Annotated in this window: 22 protein-coding genes and 1 pseudogene; all 23 read left to right on the forward strand. The window is 43.4% G+C overall.

All coding sequences use genetic code 11. The features are described from left to right. Positions 1-14 precede the first annotated feature (14 nt). The 23 genes and pseudogenes from nuoI to K1I43_RS11015 all read left to right on the forward strand — a co-directional run bounded on the left by nuoI (position 15) and on the right by K1I43_RS11015 (position 19325). Positions 15-434: an NADH-quinone oxidoreductase subunit NuoI gene (gene nuoI / locus K1I43_RS10905; RefSeq protein ID WP_019418624.1), complete on the forward strand. Its 420-nt coding sequence runs from the start codon at positions 15-17 to the stop codon at positions 432-434. Beyond that, on the forward strand, positions 431-940 hold the full coding sequence (locus tag K1I43_RS10910) for an NADH-quinone oxidoreductase subunit J (protein ID WP_009361912.1): 510 nt from the start codon (positions 431-433) through the stop codon (positions 938-940). The genes nuoI and K1I43_RS10910 overlap by 4 nt, the downstream gene beginning before the upstream one ends. Continuing rightward, complete coding sequence (nuoK, locus tag K1I43_RS10915; protein WP_009361911.1) at positions 937-1248, forward strand: NADH-quinone oxidoreductase subunit NuoK; 312 nt, start codon at positions 937-939, stop codon at positions 1246-1248. The genes K1I43_RS10910 and nuoK overlap by 4 nt, the downstream gene beginning before the upstream one ends. 58 nt (positions 1249-1306) lie before the next feature. Beyond that, positions 1307-3163 carry an NADH-quinone oxidoreductase subunit L gene (gene nuoL, locus K1I43_RS10920; protein WP_019418623.1) on the forward strand — a complete coding sequence of 619 codons (1857 nt, stop codon included), beginning with the start codon at positions 1307-1309 and terminating at the stop codon, positions 3161-3163. Next, positions 3163-4674 carry an NADH-quinone oxidoreductase subunit M gene (locus tag K1I43_RS10925; protein ID WP_019418622.1) on the forward strand — a complete coding sequence of 504 codons (1512 nt, stop codon included), beginning with the start codon at positions 3163-3165 and terminating at the stop codon, positions 4672-4674. The genes nuoL and K1I43_RS10925 overlap by 1 nt, the downstream gene beginning before the upstream one ends. A gap of 4 nt (positions 4675-4678) precedes the next feature. Continuing rightward, positions 4679-6181 (forward strand): NADH-quinone oxidoreductase subunit NuoN, encoded by a 1503-nt coding sequence (gene nuoN, locus K1I43_RS10930; RefSeq protein ID WP_019418621.1) that lies wholly within the window; start codon positions 4679-4681, stop codon positions 6179-6181. 55 nt (positions 6182-6236) lie between these two features. Further along, positions 6237-6467: a DUF1146 family protein gene (locus K1I43_RS10935; RefSeq protein ID WP_009361907.1), complete on the forward strand. Its 231-nt coding sequence runs from the start codon at positions 6237-6239 to the stop codon at positions 6465-6467. Between the two features lie 82 nt (positions 6468-6549). After that, positions 6550-7245, forward strand: coding sequence for a YwmB family TATA-box binding protein (locus K1I43_RS10940; protein WP_009361906.1), 696 nt, complete (start codon positions 6550-6552; stop codon positions 7243-7245). A 31-nt stretch (positions 7246-7276) separates the two neighbouring features. Next, positions 7277-8575 carry a UDP-N-acetylglucosamine 1-carboxyvinyltransferase gene (murA, locus tag K1I43_RS10945; RefSeq protein WP_026011866.1) on the forward strand — a complete coding sequence of 433 codons (1299 nt, stop codon included), beginning with the start codon at positions 7277-7279 and terminating at the stop codon, positions 8573-8575. Between the two features lie 78 nt (positions 8576-8653). After that, positions 8654-9661 carry a stage II sporulation protein D gene (gene spoIID, locus K1I43_RS10950; RefSeq protein WP_033383646.1) on the forward strand — a complete coding sequence of 336 codons (1008 nt, stop codon included), beginning with the start codon at positions 8654-8656 and terminating at the stop codon, positions 9659-9661. A gap of 74 nt (positions 9662-9735) precedes the next feature. Beyond that, positions 9736-10512: a stage II sporulation protein SpoIIQ gene (gene spoIIQ, locus K1I43_RS10955; RefSeq protein ID WP_033383645.1), complete on the forward strand. Its 777-nt coding sequence runs from the start codon at positions 9736-9738 to the stop codon at positions 10510-10512. A gap of 222 nt (positions 10513-10734) precedes the next feature. Continuing rightward, positions 10735-10998, forward strand: a complete 264-nt coding sequence (spoIIID, locus tag K1I43_RS10960) for a sporulation transcriptional regulator SpoIIID (protein WP_003396966.1) — start codon at positions 10735-10737, stop codon at positions 10996-10998. 92 nt (positions 10999-11090) lie between these two features. Continuing rightward, positions 11091-12095: a rod shape-determining protein gene (gene mreB, locus K1I43_RS10965; protein WP_019418618.1), complete on the forward strand. Its 1005-nt coding sequence runs from the start codon at positions 11091-11093 to the stop codon at positions 12093-12095. Positions 12096-12183: 88 nt separating this feature from the next. Then, on the forward strand, positions 12184-12972 hold the full coding sequence (gene flgF, locus K1I43_RS10970; protein ID WP_019418617.1) for a flagellar basal-body rod protein FlgF: 789 nt from the start codon (positions 12184-12186) through the stop codon (positions 12970-12972). Between the two features lie 10 nt (positions 12973-12982). Next, entirely contained in the window at positions 12983-13807 is an 825-nt protein-coding gene (locus tag K1I43_RS10975) for a flagellar hook-basal body protein (protein WP_019418616.1), read from the forward strand. Between the two features lie 12 nt (positions 13808-13819). Beyond that, positions 13820-14029 (forward strand): DNA-directed RNA polymerase subunit beta, encoded by a 210-nt coding sequence (locus K1I43_RS10980; RefSeq protein WP_019418615.1) that lies wholly within the window; start codon positions 13820-13822, stop codon positions 14027-14029. Between the two features lie 86 nt (positions 14030-14115). Next, positions 14116-14544: a 3-hydroxyacyl-ACP dehydratase FabZ gene (gene fabZ, locus K1I43_RS10985; protein WP_019418614.1), complete on the forward strand. Its 429-nt coding sequence runs from the start codon at positions 14116-14118 to the stop codon at positions 14542-14544. A gap of 67 nt (positions 14545-14611) precedes the next feature. Continuing rightward, positions 14612-14842 (forward strand): hypothetical protein, encoded by a 231-nt coding sequence (locus tag K1I43_RS10990; RefSeq protein ID WP_009361897.1) that lies wholly within the window; start codon positions 14612-14614, stop codon positions 14840-14842. A 139-nt stretch (positions 14843-14981) separates the two neighbouring features. Beyond that, positions 14982-15380: a hypothetical protein gene (locus K1I43_RS10995; protein ID WP_019418613.1), complete on the forward strand. Its 399-nt coding sequence runs from the start codon at positions 14982-14984 to the stop codon at positions 15378-15380. Positions 15381-16190: 810 nt separating this feature from the next. Then, positions 16191-17072, forward strand: coding sequence for a UTP--glucose-1-phosphate uridylyltransferase GalU (galU, locus tag K1I43_RS11000; RefSeq protein WP_026011864.1), 882 nt, complete (start codon positions 16191-16193; stop codon positions 17070-17072). A 43-nt stretch (positions 17073-17115) separates the two neighbouring features. Further along, positions 17116-17764 (forward strand): annotated as a pseudogene (locus K1I43_RS11005) (sugar transferase). 22 nt (positions 17765-17786) lie between these two features. Further along, entirely contained in the window at positions 17787-19055 is a 1269-nt protein-coding gene (gene wecC / locus K1I43_RS11010; protein ID WP_019418611.1) for a UDP-N-acetyl-D-mannosamine dehydrogenase, read from the forward strand. A 27-nt stretch (positions 19056-19082) separates the two neighbouring features. After that, complete coding sequence (locus tag K1I43_RS11015) at positions 19083-19325, forward strand: hypothetical protein (protein WP_033383644.1); 243 nt, start codon at positions 19083-19085, stop codon at positions 19323-19325. The last annotated feature ends 104 nt before the right edge of the window (positions 19326-19429 follow it).

The following is a 19429-nucleotide window of genomic DNA, read 5'->3' on the forward strand; positions in this document are numbered from 1 at the left end:
GTGGGTGGGCAGAAATGCTCGGTTTAATGAAAGGATTAGCGTATACGCTGAAAAACTTAACAAAAGAAAAAGTGACGTACGATTATCCGAATGAATCGCTTCCGCTTCCGGATCGCTTTCGCGGCATTCAAAAGTTTTATCCGGAAAAATGTATCGTTTGTAATCAGTGCGCAAACATTTGCCCGACCGACTGTATTCAGCTGACGGGCAAAAAACATCCGGATCCGACGAAAAAAGGAAAAATTATTGATACGTATGACATTAACTTTGAAATTTGTATTTTATGCGATTTATGTACGGAAGTATGTCCGACTGAGGCGATTGTGATGACGAACAACTTTGAATTAGCGGAATATAGCCGCGATGAATTATTTAAAGATTTAACGTGGCTTGATGAAAACGATACGAACGTGCGGAAGGTGAATAAGCCATGAGTGGACAATATCTCGCATTTTTCGTTCTTGCGCTCATTGCGCTTGGCGGCGGCGTGTTTATGTTAAATTTAAACAAAGTTGTTCATATGGTCGTCGCGCTCGTTTTTACGTTCGTCAGTATCGCCGGCATTTACGTTCTTTTATCGGCTGAATTTGTAGCGGCCGTCCAAGTACTGATTTACTCTGGTGCGATTACAATTATTATGTTGTTCGGGATTATGCTTACGCGTCATCAAGATGACGGCCAATCGACAGGCAGCCCGCTTCGAAAAGCATTCGCCCTACTTGGTACGGTTGCTTTTGGTGCGGTGATGTACATCGGCATTCGCACGCTTGACTTTGGCAGCGAAGCGGTTGGGCTTCATGATAAAAATACGGAACAAATCGGAATCGCGCTCTATTCGAAGTACGTCATTCCGTTTGAACTTGCGTCCGTTTTATTGCTCGTCGCACTCATTGGCGCCGTCATTTTAGCGAAAAAAGATGATAAGGAGGCGGGAGAATGAATGTACCGTTATCCGCCTATCTCGTATTTGCGCTTTTATTGTTTTGCATCGGATTGTACGGAGCGTTAACGAAACGCAATACAGTCATTGTGCTTATTTGTATCGAGCTCATGTTAAATGCCGTAAACGTCAACTTAGTTGCATTTAGCAAATACGGGGTAAATCCAGGCATTACAGGTCAAGTATTTTCGCTCTTTACCATTACTGTTGCCGCAGCGGAAGCAGCAGTCGGGTTAGCTATTTTAATTGCGTTATACCGCAATCGCAAAACGATTCATATTGATGAAGTCGATTCGATGAAACGATAAAGGATGGGAAACAAAGGGGTTACATATAAATGCACCTGAAAAAGGGGATGATTGAACGATGATGGAAAACGCATGGCTCATACCGCTTTTTCCGTTCGTCTCGTTTGTTGTGCTGCTTGTTGTGGGCAAGCAGTTAAAAGAACGAAGCGCGTATGTCGGAATGTTGTTGACGCTTCTTTCGCTCGTCTTCGCCCTCGGAACGTTGTACGAGCGCTGGACGGAGCCAACATATAAACAAGCATACACATGGTTGACAATTGGGGATGTGCATTTGACTGTCGGCTTTGAAGTGAACGCACTCAATGCGCTCATGCTCGTTGTTGTATCGCTTGTTAGCTTTCTCGTACATACGTATGCGAAAGGATATATGCACGGTGATGAGCGCTTCCCGGTATTTTACGCCTACTTAGGTTTGTTTACATTCGCGATGCTCGGGCTCGTCGTATCACCAAATTTACTGCAAACGTATATTTTTTGGGAACTTGTCGGTCTCGGCTCGTTCTTACTCATCGGATTTTATTTTTACAAAGAAGAAGCGAAAGCTGCGGCGAAAAAAGCGTTTATTATGACGCGCATCGGGGATGTTGGCTTATTGATCGGCATGATTTTATTGTTCCTTGAAGTAAAAAGTTTTGAATATGAAGCTATTTTTGCTGCGTTACAACAAGGGGATGTTTCAACGACAATCATGACGTTAAGCGCCATTCTCATTTTTATCGGTGCGATCGGGAAATCCGGTCAATTTCCGCTTCATACGTGGCTTCCAGATGCGATGGAAGGGCCGACGCCTGTCTCGGCATTAATTCATGCGGCAACGATGGTTGCTGCCGGGGTATATTTAGTTGCGACGTTGTTTCCGCTTTACGAAGCAAGTGAAGTTGCGATGACGACCGTTGCTTACGTCGGAGGATTTACCGCCATTTTTGCAGCGTCCATCGGCCTAGTGCAAACGGATATTAAACGCGTGCTTGCCTATTCGACTGTTAGCCAGCTCGGTTACATGATGTTAGCGCTCGGCTCTGCTGGGTACGTGGCAGGCGTCTTTCACTTAATGACACACGCTTTTTTTAAAGCGCTCCTTTTCTTAGCGGCAGGTAGTGTCATTCATGCGGTGCATACGCAAAACATTGAACAAATGGGCGGGTTATGGAAAAAAATGAAATGGACCGCTCCGCTCTTTTTAATCGGAACGTTAGCTATTAGCGGATTTCCGTTTTTCTCAGGCTTTTTCAGCAAAGATGAAATTTTAATTGCGGCGTGGACGCACGGGCATGTCGGTTTATTTGTTGTCGCTGTTATCGCTGCCTTTTTCACAGCGTTTTATATGTTTCGTTTATTTTTCCTCGTGTTTGCGGGAGAAGCGCGGACGGCAAATGATGGTGTACACGAATCACCGATGGTCATGGTGTTTCCGATGATCGTCCTCGGTGCGTTGGCCGTCGTTTCGGGTTATGTTCAAACACCGTGGGGAGCGTTTTTAGGCGAGTGGTTGACAGAAGGAACGAACTGGCATGCACATACGGAAGGTCCGAGTTGGATTATGATTGTAGCGACCGTTGTTTCTTTATGCGGAATTGCTCTTGCATGGCTCATATATGGTAAACGTGCCATTGCTCGCGACTGGCTATCGTCACGTTTTCCAATGACGTACAATGTGCTCATGAACAAATATTACATCGATGAGTTTTACGGATTGACAGTCATCCGTGCAACGTCATTCATTAGTTTATTGTTTGAGTATATCGACCGTTTCCTCATCGAAGGAGTGGCTCAACTATTTGCTGCAACAGCGCGCGGCATTGGACGCATCGGCTCACGTTTACAAAACGGTCAAGTACAAATGTACGGTACGGTGACGATTGTTGCTTTAGCGATTCTCGTCGTCATTTTTGCGGTGACAGGGGGGTATTTATAATGCAGCCATACTTTTTATCGCTCTTAATTTTCTCCCCGCTTTTAGGCATACTCGTTCTTTCGCTCCTTTCGAAAGAACAAGAAAAAGCGATTAAATGGCTTGGTGTTTTAGCGACGTTGCCATCGTTATGTTTATCGTTATTTGCGTTTTGGCAATATCAAAACGGCTATGATATAAGCAAATTAGCGGAAAAACGGTCATGGATTCAATTTGGCGAGTTTCCATTTTTAAAGGAAACAGATTTTACTGTCGCATATGAACTTCATGTTGACGGTTTTGCACTTGTTATGATCGTTTTGACGACCGTTTTAGCAACGCTCGCTGCGATTGCTTCGATGTCCATTCAAAAAGAATGGAAAGGATATTTTCAACTATTTTTATTGCTTGAAATTGGTATGCTCGGCGTGTTTGCCGCAAGCAACCTTGTGCTCTTTTTCATCTTTTTCGAGCTGACGCTCATTCCGATGTTTTTCCTCATCGGAAAATGGGGATATTTCGAAAAAGAAAAAGCGGCATATAGCTATTTAATTTATAACGGGCTCGGTTCAGCCGTTTTATTGATCGTCATTGCCGTCTTGTTTGCGCGCACGGGCACATCGAATATCGCTGAGCTGCACCACATATTAACGGATCCGATGGCACAAACGATTTCGCCAATTTCCGACGCGCTTCGCTACGGGTTGTTTCTTGCGCTGCTCATCGCCTTTGGGGTCAAGCTACCAATCGTGCCGCTTCATCGCTGGATGTTGCACGTGCACGTACAAGCGCCACCATCTGTCGTTATGCTACACGCAGGAGTTTTGTTAAAAATTGGTGCTTTTGGTCTTGTTCGCTTTGCGTTCGGATTATTTCCCGGGCAATTCCAACAATTTTCGACATGGCTCATCGTTTTAGGTGTCGTCAACTTGTTGTACGGTGCGTTTTTAGCACTGAGACAAACCGATTTTAAAATGGTGCTTGCTTATTCGAGCGTGTCGCATATGGGCATTGTATTAATCGGGCTCGGTTCGCTCACTGAGGCAGGAATACAAGGAGCGATTTTCCAAGCGGTGTCACACGGATTTATCGCTGCGTTTTTATTCTTCTTCGTCGGTGTCATGTACGAAAGAACGCGCACGACGACGCTCGCTCGTTTAGGTGGGTTGGCGAAAACAATGCCTTATGTATCAGGATTTATTCTTGCTGGGGCGATGGCTTCGCTCGGTTTGCCAGGAACGTCTGGGTTTATTAGCGAATTTATGGCGTTCGTTGGCGCATTTCAAGCAGAACCTTTGCTCGCTGCGATCGGTACGCTCGGCATTATTATGACAGCTGTGTATTTATTACGTGCTGTTCTCGGCATGACATTCGGGCAAACAAAGGTGACAAACGTTTCCGATTTGCGTGGCATAGAATGGGTACCAGCGATTAGTTTACTGTTGCTTATTGTCATCATCGGGGTATATCCGAACGTCTTGGCGATGCCGCTACAAACGACGATTGAAACGATGATGAACGGGTTAGGGGGTTGATGAGATGGATTTCGAAACATTACTTAGCTATGAATGGGGCGTCATGATGCCGGAATTTATTATTCTCGGCGTAGCCGTTGCGCTCTCGCTCATCGACCTATTTATGCCGGAAAACCGAAATCGGCAACTGCTTGGTTTATTCGCTTTTGTTGGCATCGCCGTTTCATTCGTTTCATTGCTCGGTTTATGGACGAGTGATGTCACATCCATTTTAGGCGATACGTTCCGCCTCGATTCGTTTGCCAAATCGTTTAAAGCGTTATTGCTGATTGGTAGTGCGCTCGTGTTGTTGCTTTCGATTCATTATGAACCAAAAGAGCGCATCGCATATCGTGGCGAATTTTATTACTTATTTTTAACAGCGCTTCTCGGCGCAATGATGATGGCATCAAGCGGCGATCTCATTACATTGTTTGTCGGGCTTGAGCTATTGTCGATTTCTTCTTATATTCTCGTCGCGATTCGGAAAAAACATACACTCGCAAACGAAGCGGCGTTAAAATACGTCATTACCGGAGGTATTGCAACGGCGATTACGTTGTTTGGGATGAGCTACATATTCGGCTTCACCGGATCGACAAATATAAAAGAAATTGCCGGGCAGCTTGCGAGCACGTACGATGAAAACCATCAATACATTTTATCGCTCGCCTTTTTGCTTACCTTCGTCGGGTTATCGTTTAAATTGGCATCGGCTCCGTTTCATATGTGGGCACCTGACGTATATCAAGGTGCGGCGACGCCTGTTGTTTCTTTTTTAAGCGTCGTCTCTAAAACAGCTGGATTTGTCATCGTCTTGCGTGTCATCGTTTCCGTCTTTGCGCAAACGCCAACAGGAAGCTCGGCTTCGATGCTCATGACGCTTGCGCCATATATCGCCTTTTTAGCAGGAGCAACGATGATCATCGGCAATACGATGGCGCTTCGGCAACGAAACGTTAAGCGCATGCTAGCATATTCGAGCATCGCACATGCTGGATACGTGTTAGTTGCTTTCGCAAGCTTATCGATGTTTATGTTTGAAGCGATTTGGTTTTACTTGTTTGCGTACGTATTCATGACGATCGGGGCGTTTGCGATTTTGCAAGTCGTTTCTCAACATCATGATGACGAAGACATTAGCATATTTGCTGGCTTGTATCGGCGCTCGCCGTTCATGGCGGTAGCGATGACGATCTTTTTACTATCGCTTGCAGGAATTCCTGGGACAGCGGGGTTTATCGGAAAAATGAACATTTTCCTCGGCGCATTTGTCGTTGAACCCGCTCATTACGTGCTTGCATCAATCATGGTAGTGACAACCGTCATTTCGTACGTATATTACTTTGGCATTTTCGTGCAAATGTTTTTCCGACCTGTCGAACATACGCATCGATTACAATGGCCGCCTGGTGTCATTGCTGTTGTTGTCATTTGTATCATCGGTACGGTGTTGTTAGGGGTATTTCCAAACATCGCCTACGATTGGCTTGCGCCATTTGAACATTTTAGCGATTTTCTTCAGTAAGACGTATAATGGAAGGGGTGTACCCTTCCATTTTTTTATGTGAGGAGAGATAAAGATGGAAACATTCGGACAAGAAGCGTTAATTAGTTTATTATCGCATGTATTTTTTATTACGGTGACGTGGTGGACGTTGCAAGCTGTTCGACTGGAAGTAATTTTTAAACCGAATCGCATCGTTCAAGCGCGCGTCTTTTACATTTTAATAACGATTGCGATCGGCTCGTTAGTGAGCAATTTCTTTTTAGATTATTTACGTTGGTCACGCCAATTGCCATTTTTACTTTAAGCGCGAGCGTTGTCGATTTTTTTCACGTATGTTCCCTTCCGATCTGGCAACAATAAAAGCTAAGGAGAGGAAGGGAAAAGAGATGAGAAAAAGATGGTTGGCACTCGTTATTTTTTGTTTGTTATTAAGTGGTTATCGGATGTATGATGATGAACGTGTCGAAAGAGAAATAACGAAAATAAACGACATGCTCGGCGTATTTGAAGCCCATCATATTCACCCCAAACGATGGAACGTCTACGCCAAAGAGCAAGTGCTTACAAAAGACCCTCACAACTGGATCCAACAATACGTGAGAACATGGTCCTCTTTCCATTGGACAGTTGAACCGCACAAGATGATTGGCAAACGTGAAACCTCCGCTTACGTTGAAACGATTCAACTCATCACGGTCGCTCATCATCCAGCAGTCATTATTTTATACGAAGCAACCGGTTCAACGTGGAATAAACAACTCGAACGCACGCTCGTCCGACAAACGACAAAATTATTCGTAAAACCTACATTTTTCACTTGTATTACAGGGGAATTCGATGGTAAGATGAAAGGTGTTTTGTTTGACAAGGCGGTTCGCTTGCTTGCTTCCTTTCAAGCGCAACCGATTGAATCATTACGTGAAGAGACATTTGTCTCCGTCTCAGCATATACTGAGCAGTGGAAGACATCACTTTCTGTCGGACAACAACAAATGAATCTTCAACTGGCGTTACGACAAAACGGATTGGGCGCGCGAACGACCGTTGTCATTGGCACCCCAATCATAACAGCTGAATATTAATATAGAGACTTTGGACGCGGAGGGGAATGCCTTGGAAAAAATCATCGTCCGCGGCGGGAAGCGGTTGAGCGGCACAGTGAAAGTGGAAGGTGCGAAAAACGCTGTGTTGCCTGTCATCGCCGCAACATTATTAGCGAGTGAAGGAAAAAGCGTCATTTACGATGTACCTGAACTCTCCGATGTATATACGATTAGCGAAGTGTTACGTCACTTACAAGCAGACGTGACGGTTGGCAAAAACACCATCGTCGTCGATGCATCTGGAGAGCTAAGTATTGAAGCTCCATTTGAATATGTACGAAAAATGAGAGCATCTGTATTAGTAATGGGTCCATTGCTTGCGCGCAAAGGTCGCGCACGTGTCGCACTACCGGGTGGCTGTGCGATCGGGTCAAGACCAATTGACCAACATTTAAAAGGATTTGAAGCGATGGGTGCGACGGTGAAAATCGGCAACGGTTTCATCGACGCTGAAGTGGACGGAAAATTGCGCGGGGCAAAAATTTATTTAGATTTCCCAAGTGTCGGTGCGACAGAAAACATTATGATGGCTGCCGTTTTGGCAGAAGGAACAACAATTATTGAAAACTGCGCAAAAGAACCAGAAATTGTTGATTTAGCGAACTTTTTAAATGCGATGGGCGCAAAAGTGCGCGGTGCAGGAACAGGCACGATTCGCATTGAAGGTGTTACTACATTATATGGTGCACAACATACCGTTATTCCTGATCGCATTGAAGCAGGAACATTTATGATTGCCGCTGCGATTACAGGAGGAAACGTCCTCGTACAAGGTGCGGTGCCAGAACATTTAACGTCGTTGATCGCCAAACTTGAGGAAATGGGTGTCACCATTATTGAAGAAGACAGCGGTTTGCGCGTCATTGCTCCTGACAAGCTAAAAGCGGTCGATGTAAAAACGATGCCACATCCCGGTTTTCCAACGGATATGCAGTCGCAAATGATGGCGCTGCTTATGAAAGCGGAAGGCACAAGCATGGTGACAGAAACAGTATTTGAAAACCGCTTTATGCACGTTGAAGAATTTCGTCGCATGAACGCGGATGTGAAGATTGAAGGCCGTTCGGTCATCATTAACGGTCCGTGCAGCTTGCAAGGGGCAGAAGTGGCGGCAACGGACTTGCGTGCTGCGGCAGCGCTTATTTTAGCTGGATTAGTGGCAGAAGGATATACGCGTGTAACTGAGCTGAAACATTTAGATCGCGGTTACGTTCGCTTCCATGAGAAGTTAGCTGCTTTAGGGGCGGATATTGAACGTGTACGCGAACATATCGACACGGTAGAAAAACAAGTTACAGATATTGGATAACTTTGAGAAAACGACCGTTTGCGAAAAGCTAATGGTCGTTTTTGCATATATGCTTGTCCTCCTGCATACAGTTTAATAATGATAAAGGGGGGATGGCATTTGCGACAATGGATGATTGCGACCGTTGCGTTATTTACACTTATTTTACTTATTCCTGCATTAGTCGTTTTAGCGTTTGGGGAAAAGGAAGACACACCCCTTCCGGCCGAACCGCAGTCCGTTCAAGCGCGCGACGAACCGATCGTGGAAGTGGCAGTGTACAGAAGTAAAGAGAAAAAGGTCGAACGGCTTCCGCTTGAGCAATATGTCGTTGGCGTTGTAGCGGCGGAAATGCCAGCGGAATTTGAAATGGAAGCGTTAAAAGCTCAAGCGCTTACCGCAAGAACGTATATCGTTAAACAGTTGATGCATAATCAACCCATTCAACTGCCTGAAGGAGCGAACGTGACCGATACGGTTATGCATCAAGTGTATTATAACGACGAGCAGTTGAAGGAACGATGGGGAATCAGTTACGAATGGAAAATAAAGAAAATTAAAGAAGCGGTCGAGGCGACGCGCGGACAAATTTTAACGTACAACAATGAGCCGATTGAAGCCGCGTTTTTTTCCACAAGCAACGGCTATACGGAAAATTCAGAAGCGTATTGGCAAAACGCTTTCCCTTATTTAACGAGCGTGGAGAGCCCGTGGGATGCACAGTCGCCAAAATTTTACGAACAAGTGACGCTATCTGTGCGCGAATTTGAACAGCGGCTCGGTGTAAAATTGCCAAAAGACGGATCAGTCGGCAAAGTGCTCGCGCGCACGCCGGGAAAACGGGTCGCTCTTGTCGATATTAATGGAAAACAGCTGACCGGACGGGAAGTGCGCGAAAAGCTGCAATTAAAATCAACGGATTTTACATGGACAAGGCAAGGAAACAACATTGTCGTCACGACGAAAGGATACGGTCACGGCGTTGGGATGAGTCAATACGGGGCGAACTTTTTAGCAAAGCAAGGAAAAACGTATAAAGAAATTGTCCAATATTATTATCGCGGAGTACAAATTCACGATGTGTCACTTGTCGCTTCAAAATTTTGAAGCGGCAAATTTTTTTATTTTCTTGTGTATAAATGTTCTTCTTTCTGTTCACAATGGTTGCTGAGGTGATGAACATGAAAGAAGAAAACAAAAAAGTTTCAAAGTTGTTCCGTAAACGTTGGGTTGTTCCTTCGATTTATTTGTTAAGCGCAGCGCTCATTTTAACAGGTGTGCTTTGGTTCCAAAGCAAAACAAACGATATCGTGCAACCGCCTGTTGATGAAACAAAACCGGGCACAGCTGTAAACGAACAAGAATCTGTTCCTGTCCAACAAGCAGTTGAACAAATCGCGATGCCTGTCCTTGATCCAAACGCTGTCGAAATCGCAAAACCGTTTTACGACTTTAATGCATCAGCCGAAGAACAAGAAGCTGCTCTCGTCTCTTATAATGATGAATATTATCCGAACAAAGGTGTCGACATCGCGATGAAAAACGGCGAAAGCTTTGATGTGACCGCATCGTTAAGCGGAACGGTCGTGAAAGCAGAAAAAGACCCGCTCTTTGGTTACGTCGTTCATATTCAACACGATCGTGGCGTTGTAACGATATATCAATCATTAAAAGACGTACAAGTGAAAGCAGGCGATACAGTAAAACAAGGACAAGTGATCGCAAAGGCCGGAACAAACGAGTTTAATAAAGAAGCAGGCGTCCACGTCCATTTTGAAATTCGGAAAGATGGGCAAGCTGTCAATCCGGTCGCTTACTTCGATCAACCGCTTAGCGCATTAGAAACGAAAGAACAACAAACGGAACAACAAGAAACAAATCAAAACAAAACAGATGAACAAGAAAGCGATCCGTCAAGCACTGTTCCAGATGCTTCGATCGGAATGGCAAGAACATGAACAGATGGGCAAAATGCTCATCTGTTCGCTTTTTTATGGAATATATTTTCTCCTTCCCTAATACACTATTACAAACTTGAACAACGAGGGTGTTTGAGGTGAGATGAACGATTAATAGATGAGATTGACGATTTCGTTATGAACGAGTAAACGCCACTGCGATAAACGCCTTATACGTCTCATTTCACACTTCTCACATCCAACTTAGGGAGGGCGAGCAGTGTGCACGATTACATCAAAGAGCGTACAATCAAGATTGGCAAGTATATCGTGGAGACGAGAAAAACCGTTCGCGTCATCGCGAAAGAGTTCGGTGTATCCAAAAGCACCGTGCATAAAGACTTAACGGAACGGCTCCCGGAAATTAACCCCGAATTAGCGAATGAAGTAAAAGAAATTTTAGATTACCATAAATCCATTCGCCATTTGCGTGGAGGAGAAGCGACGAAGAAAAAGTATAAAAAAGAAACGGAGCAAGCGACGTAAATTTGTTGTTCCCCTTGTCAAAAATATTCTCTTTTTTTCGTCATCGTTGTGGTAGAATATTTTATTAGGAGAAATGGCAAGGAGGAACATACATGTTTTTAGCAAGAGATATCGGCATCGATCTCGGCACGGCGAACGTGTTGATTTATGTGAAAGGAAAAGGCATTGTATTAAACGAACCTTCTGTGGTAGCGATTGATCAACATACGAAGCGGGTGTTAGCGGTAGGGGAAGAAGCGCGGCGCATGGTCGGACGTACGCCTGGGCATATTGTTGCCATCCGTCCGTTAAAAGATGGTGTCATTGCGGATTTTGAAATTACAGAAGCGATGCTGAAACATTTTTTAAGCAAACTTAACTTAAAAGGATGGTTTGCGAAACCGCGCATTTTAATTTGTTGCCCAACAAACATTACATCGGTAGAACGGAAAGCGATTAAAGAAGCAGCAGAAAAAAGTGGCGGCAAAAAAGTGTACTTAGAAGAAGAGCCGAAAGTGGCCGCGATCGGTGCAGGAATGGATATTTTCCAACCTTCTGGAAACATGGTCATCGACATCGGTGGCGGCACGACGGACGTTGCTGTTTTATCGATGGGTGATATCGTCACATCTGCATCGATTAAAGTAGCGGGCGATAAATTTGATCAAGAAATTTTAAGTTATATTAAACGAGAATATAAACTATTAATCGGTGAGCGAACAGCGGAAGAAATTAAAATAAACATCGCTACGGTATTCCCGAACGCTCGCGATGAAGCGATGGACATTCGCGGTCGCGATTTAGTGACAGGGTTGCCACGAACGGTTACGATTCGTTCTGGCGAGATTGAAAAAGCGCTACGCGAAACGGTATATACGATCGTCCAAACGGCAAAAAGCGTCCTTGAGCGCACACCGCCGGAATTATCGGCAGACATTATCGACCGCGGCATTTTCTTGACAGGCGGCGGGGCGTTGCTTCACGGCATCGATCAACTGCTTGCGCAAGAGCTGAAAGTGCCTGTCTTTATCGCGGAAAATCCGATGGATTGCGTGGCGATCGGCACAGGTTTAATGCTTGATAACATTGACAAAGCTCCGTATCGTCAACCTGTATAGGTGCCATTGGGAAATGGTACCTATTCGCTTTTTTCCCCTTTTTCTTTTATAATGGAAGTAGTGTAAAAACGATTGGGGAGGACGTTTTATGTTTCGCGGACTATATACAGCTGCTTCAGGCATGCTTTCTCAACAGCGTCGCATTGAAATGATAACGAACAATATCGCAAACGCCAATACGCCAGGCTACAAAGCCGATCAAGCGTCATTAAGAGCTTTTCCAGATATGCTCATGCATCGTATTCAACAAATGACGATTCCGACTGAAAAAAAACCGACGTGGCGTGATCGTACATATATCGGTCCGTTATCGACAGGTGTGTACGTGCAAGAGCTTGTGCCAAACTTTACTCAAGGGGATATACGCGAAACAGGCAATAACACCGATATCGCGATCGTTGATGGGACAGGCACATCGTTTTTTATCGTACAAAATGAATCAGGCGACGTTCGTTATACGCGGAATGGTCATTTCACCATAGATGCAGACGGGTTTTTAACGACGACGGACGGCTTTTACGTGCTTGATGAAAGCGGTAACCGCATTCAAGTAGGCGATGAGCAGTTTACAGTACGTGAAGACGGCACGATCACAAAAGGCGAAGAAACGATCGCGCGCCTTGGCATCGCTTATGCGGCAAACGTTCAATCGCTTGCGAAAGAAGGAAACGGTTTATTCCGAGCAGAAGGGGAGCTTCCGCTTGCTGAGACGTATACGATTCGCCAACAATATATTGAGCGCTCGAACGTCGATTTGTCTCGCGCGATGACAGATATGCTTTCAGCTTACCGAGCGTTTGAGGCGAACCAAAAAATTTTACAAGCGTACGATAAAAGTATGGACAAAGCAGCCAACGAAATTGGTCGCTTAAAGTAGGAGGATACGTATGTTGCGCTCAATGATTACTGCCGCCAATACAATGAACCAACTACAACAACAGCTTGACGTCATTAGCCATAATATCGCAAACGTCAATACGACTGGATTTAAAAAGCGCGATGCCGTATTTGGCGAACTGCTTGCTCAACAATTTCAAAACTTGCCAAAAACAGACGAAGCACCACGCTTCACGCCTGACGGTCTTCGCCTTGGCGTCGGAGCGAAAATAGCATCGACACATATGCAAATGAAACAAGGGCTCGTTGTGAAAACAGATCGCCCGCTCGATCTCGCCTTCACAAAAGAAGGACAGTTTTTTCGCATTTTTGTCGATGGTGGGATTCAATATACGCGCGATGGTGCGTTTTACCTTAGTCCGTCCGCGAACAATCCAGATGAACTGATGCTTGTAACAGCAGATGGTTATGCGGTGCTCGATGAAAACGATGAACCGATTACCGTGCGCGAAGGGTTTAAAAATATTCAAGTCAATCAAAACGGCACGATGCAATTCATTGCGCCAAACGGAAACGTAATGCAGACGGTAAACATTGGTGTTTCATATGTGACACGTCCGCAGCTCATGCAAGCGCTCGGCGAAAACCGATTTGCTTTCCCAGCTGATGTAAGTGCGCCGAATGCGGTCGTCAATTTAGCTAACAACAACCGTACCTCGATCTCGATGCAACAATATGCCCTTGAACAATCGAACGTGGAACTACCGAAAGAAATGAGCGAACTGATGATCACTCAACGGTCATATCAGTTTAATGCTCGGGCGATTACATTATCGGATCAAATGATGGGGCTGATTAACGGTATTCGTTCATAGAGAGGGAAGAAGATGGAGGAAAAACAAAAACGTTCACTTCGTCGTCCGCGCCGTCGCCTCATTCCGATTTGGCTTCGCCTCATCATTGTGGTTGCTCTCGTGGTGCTAAGCGGGGCGATCGGGGCGATGATCGGTTACGGTGTGATCGGCGGCGGCAAGCCGTTGGATGCACTAAAACCAACAACATGGCAACATATTATCGATTTAATCGAAAAACAGTAGTGGACAGACCACTGAAAAACATGATACATTGAAAGCAAACGACGGAAGGGAGATCCTTCCGTTTTTTTATAAAGGAGGAATCACATATGCTTGATATGCAACAAATTCAACAAATTATCCCACATCGCTATCCATTTTTACTCGTTGATCGCATCGTTGAAGTGGAAGAAGGAAAGCGAGCCGTCGGCATTAAAAACGTCAGTGCAAACGAGCATTTTTTTGTCGGTCATTTTCCTGAATATGCTGTGATGCCGGGCGTATTAATTGTTGAAGCGCTCGCACAAGTTGGGGCTGTCGCGATGTTAATGAAGGAAGAAAATCGCGGCCGTCTCGCCTTTTTCACAGGCATCGACAACTGCCGATTTAAAAAGCAAGTGAAACCGGGCGATCAACTTCGTTTAGAAGTCGAAATGATTCGCTTTAAAGGCGCCATCGGCAAAGGAAAGGGCATCGCCACAGTCGATGGCGAACTCGTTTGCGAAACAGAAATCATGTTTGCGCTTGGAGAAAAATAATGTATAACCGGTCCCCTTTCTGGACATGTTATAAGTGATTACATACATGACAGAAAGGAGAACAACGATGAAAACAAAATGGCTATTTAAACTACTTAGCGCGCTCATTGCCATCATGGTTGTGACCGGTTGTAACAATGACGATACAGATAACGACATGAACAACCAAGAAGAAATGCAGCCAGGCGAAGACACAAATGAAGGTGTCGGCGACGATGAAAACGATGCGGTCCCAGATGAAGAAGACGCTGTTGAAGACGCTGAAGATATGAACGATGCAGACAATACGGACGAATAAGCGCAAGAGATTTCCTCTTGCGTTTTTTTATTCCCTCCCTTCCTATAACATCTAGCAAAGTTATAAAAAAACTTTGTCAACACACGTTTCTTTATGATACATTAACGGTTGACGATAATGATATGGAGGGTTTTTATATATGTTAAAACAGCTTCCTCATCGCATGAAAATGAACATGACGCTGTCGATTAAAAAAGTATTTGAACGATATATGGAAACAATCGGTTGGGATGAAACGAAATACGATGCGGCAACATTGATGGAACAGTGGCGCCATTATTTGTACAATAAAGCAACATGGTTTGCAGAATTAGACGATGCGATCAAAACAAACCCACAATTTCATGAACAGCTCGCTGCGCGCATTAACGAAATTATCGACCAACTCGTCAACGAACCTCCAACAGACGAACAAATCGCAGAAATTAACCGTCTCGTTGAACGGCTCGGCATCGACGATTTCCCTTACGGCTGCAAGTTAGAAGCAAAATATCATATCGAACGTCTCCAACAAGAATTAAAAAAAAAGAAAAGCTAACGAAACGAGCGAGCGAAAAGCAACGAAAACTAGCAGAAATTTTATATTATCAAGCATATGACCGTCCGCTCCCAGATCGAGAATATACCGTTGCTGAAGTGAATGATATCATCGCACAAGCAAAACGAATCATTGGAGAAGAAGGACATAACGAAGAAACGATTCATTAACCGGCAGAACATGGCACTGTCGGTTTTCTTTTTTGTGGGAATAAATTAACAAAAAGGGTAGAGAAGAGGGTGTATTTGTCGTTATAATGAATCTAGTGAATGTTTTAAATATGTGTATGATATCTTATCGTTATCAATGAAGGCCATTGATCGTACTGTGAGTGGAACGATGACGATCTGCTCACCTTAGGTGCTTGTCGTCGATGGTGCGGTGTGAGGATGGGTAATGCCAACCTCTCTTTTTAAGCGTGTTATAATGGAAAAAACGGCAAAGGGGGAATACAAATGAACCAAGAGTTAAAAGATGTGCTTCGCTCTGTGTTAAAGGAAGAACTGCAGCCGATTCATGAGTAATTAGAACGTGTTGAACAAACGCTTCAACATTTGATGCAACTAAACAGCAAGGAAGAGTGGCTATTAAACGATTTACAACTTATGAAAGAATCAATCCACTTAACGATGTCTCATTTAAAGGTAAAATACGATGTGCTGCTCGATCGAATTATAGAACATAAAAAAATGTTAAACTTAACGTCTACCTGGCTAACTCTCAACGGGAGCTATTTTTTGTACATCGACGTATATGTTGTGCATATATAACATGTACGTGGGTGTACAGTTTAGAAAGCGAGGGATCTATGTGAAAAAGGTGCGAAAGGCAATTATCCCAGCTGCCGGGCTTGGAACAAGATTTTTACCTGCGACAAAAGCGATGCCGAAGGAAATGCTTCCGATCGTTGACAAACCGACGATTCAATACATCGTCGAAGAAGCGATCGAATCCGGTATTGAAGATATTATTATTGTCACAGGAAAAGGAAAACGCGCGATTGAGGATCATTTCGATCATGCTTTTGAACTAGAACAAGCTTTATTAAAAAGCAAGAAGCATGACTTGCTAGAAAAAGTAAAAGAACCGTCCAAAGTTGACATTCACTACATTCGCCAAAAAGAGCCGAAAGGACTCGGCCATGCCGTTTGGTGCGCACGCAAATTCATCGGCGACGAACCATTCGCTGTCCTATTAGGCGACGACATCGTCCAAGCAGAAAAACCTTGTTTAAAACAGCTGATGGACGAATTTGAACGAACACATAGCTCCATCATCGGAGTGAAACAAGTCAGAGATGACGAAACACATCGCTATGGCATCATCGACCCACTCGACAAAAAAGGCCGCCGCTATCAAGTGAAACAATTCGTCGAAAAACCAGCCCCGGGAACTGCTCCATCGAACTTGGCAATTATGGGACGGTATATTTTAACACCAGAAATTTTTATGTTTCTCGACAAGCAAGAAGCAGGGGCAGGTGGAGAAATTCAGCTGACTGATGCGATTCAACAACTAAACGAAATTCAAAGAGTGTTTGCGTACGAGTTCGAAGGCAAGCGATATGATGTCGGGGAGAAGCTAGGATTTATCCAGACGACGGTGGAGTTTGCGATGCAAGATGAGGAGTTGAAAAAACAGCTTATTCCATTTATCGAGAACATATTAAAAGAAGCAAAAGTGACTGAATGAAGGGGGATGAAGGAAGTTGGCTCAATCAGGCAATACTGCCAGTATACAAGTCCAACAAAGATATACACAACAAGTACTCATTAACGAGAGAAAAAGCTACTTAATCACCAAGCGAATGATGGACATTATAGGAGCTTTGATCGGCTTAATTGCCTTATCATGGCTCTTTTTTCTTGTAGCCGTTTTAATCAAATTAGAAGATCGAAAAGGCCCTGTCTTTTTTAAACAAGTTCGTGTAGGGAAAGACGGAAAAGAATTTTACATGTACAAATTTCGCTCAATGGTGACAGATGCGGAGGAAAAGTTACAGGAATTGTTGAAGTACAACGAAGTGTCCGGCGCGATGTTCAAAATGAAAAACGATCCGCGCGTTACGAAAATCGGAAAATTTATTCGCAAAACAAGCATTGACGAACTGCCACAATTATGGAATGTATTAAAAGGGGAAATGAGTCTTGTCGGTCCACGCCCACCGTTGCGAAGTAGCGCAGTATACGGAATACGACAAACAGCGATTTCTTGTGACCCCAGGGTGTACAGGGTTGTGGCAGGTGAGTGGGAGAAATGACTTAGGGTTTCGTGATATGGTTGAGTTAGATTTACAATATATCCGTGAACGCTCATTCTTATATGATTTAAAGATTATTGTTAAGACAATCGTAATAATGATTAAGCCGAATGGTGCTTATTAAAAAGAAGAGAGAGGGTAATAGAATGCAAAAAGTATGTGTCGTTGGTTTAGGGTATATTGGTTTACCAACAGCGGCCTTGTTGGCGAATAGTCAATTTCAAGTGCATGGTGTTGATATAAATCAAAAAGCTATTGATATGATAAATAATGGTCAGGTGCATATTTATGAGCCAGACTTGGATAAAATGGTGCAAAATGCTGTGAATAATGGAAACTTACAGGCATCTACTTTACCTGAAAAAGCGGATGTTTTTGTTGTTGCTGTTCCAACTCCTTTTACGGAAAATTACAAGCCAGATTTGGCTTACGTAGAACAGGCTACAAGATCTATTTCCCCTTACTTAGAACCAGGAAATATTGTTATTTTAGAATCAACAAGTCCTGTCGGAACAACAGAGAAGGTAGCAAAATGGATTTTAGAAGAACGTCCAGACTTAAATATTACAGGAAATAGTGAGAACAGAATTTTTGTTGCTCATTGTCCTGAACGAGTTTTACCAGGGGAAATTTTGAAAGAACTAGTAGAGAACGACCGGATTATCGGTGGAATTGATGAAGAATCGACTAAAAAAACAGTTCAGTTCTATAAGAAGTTTGTTAAAGGGGAAATTTTGGAAACAAATGCCAGAACAGCAGAGTTAGCAAAATTAACTGAGAACGCATTTCGTGATGTAAATATTGCATTTGCAAATGAACTCTCTATGATTTGTGATGAGCTCAACATTAATGTGTGGGAGTTAATCAATTTAGCAAATCATCATCCACGTGTAAATATTTTGCAGCCAGGTCCCGGAGTAGGTGGGCACTGCATAGCAGTTGATCCTTGGTTTATCGTGGATGCAGCTCCTGAAACAGCAAAACTCATTCGAACAGCTCGTATGGTAAATGACTCTAAGCCTTATTTTGTTATTGAAAAAATTAAAGAAGTAACAAAAAATCTTCAAAATCCAACGATTGTATGCCTAGGTTTAGCATTTAAAGCAAACGTTGATGATTTACGAGAGAGCCCAGCTGTGAAAATTGTAAAAGAATTATCAGCTATTTATGATCAAACTATATATGTAGCTGAGCCACATATTGAGGAGCTTCCAAAAGATTTACTAGAATTAAATGTCCAACTTGTAAAAACAGAGGAAGCGATCGAAAAAGCTGATGTTGTTGTGTTGCTGGTGGATCATGATTATTTTAAGGAGATAAATCCGAGGGTATTTGAAGGTAAAAAATTAATAGATACTAGAGGAATTTATAAAAATGAAGAAGAAAGAATGACTCGGTTAAGTATTAGAATTTAAATGCAATTGATTAAGAGGGGAAAAACAATGAATTATCTTCTTATTACTAATATGTACCCTAAAGAAGGGGATTATTATAGAAATGCATTTGTCCATCGAAGAGTTATTAATTATAAAGAATACATGCCGAATATTGATATTACCGTATTTGTTTTAGATAATAAGTTAAAAGAACAAAATAATTATTCGTTTGAATCTATAAATGTAATTGAAGGAAACAAGGAAAGATTATTAAATCTTATTGAACGTAACTATTCAGCCACATCATAAAGTGAGCTGAATATTTTTTGCTTTTCCTGTCTATGATGTGAATATTGATAGACAAGGAGGTGAATCACATGTTGACGGTACAACAAGCTGTATTTACAGTTGAG

Source organism: Anoxybacillus sp. ST70, from assembly GCF_019553625.1.
GTDB lineage: Bacteria > Bacillota > Bacilli > Bacillales > Anoxybacillaceae > Anoxybacillus > Anoxybacillus gonensis.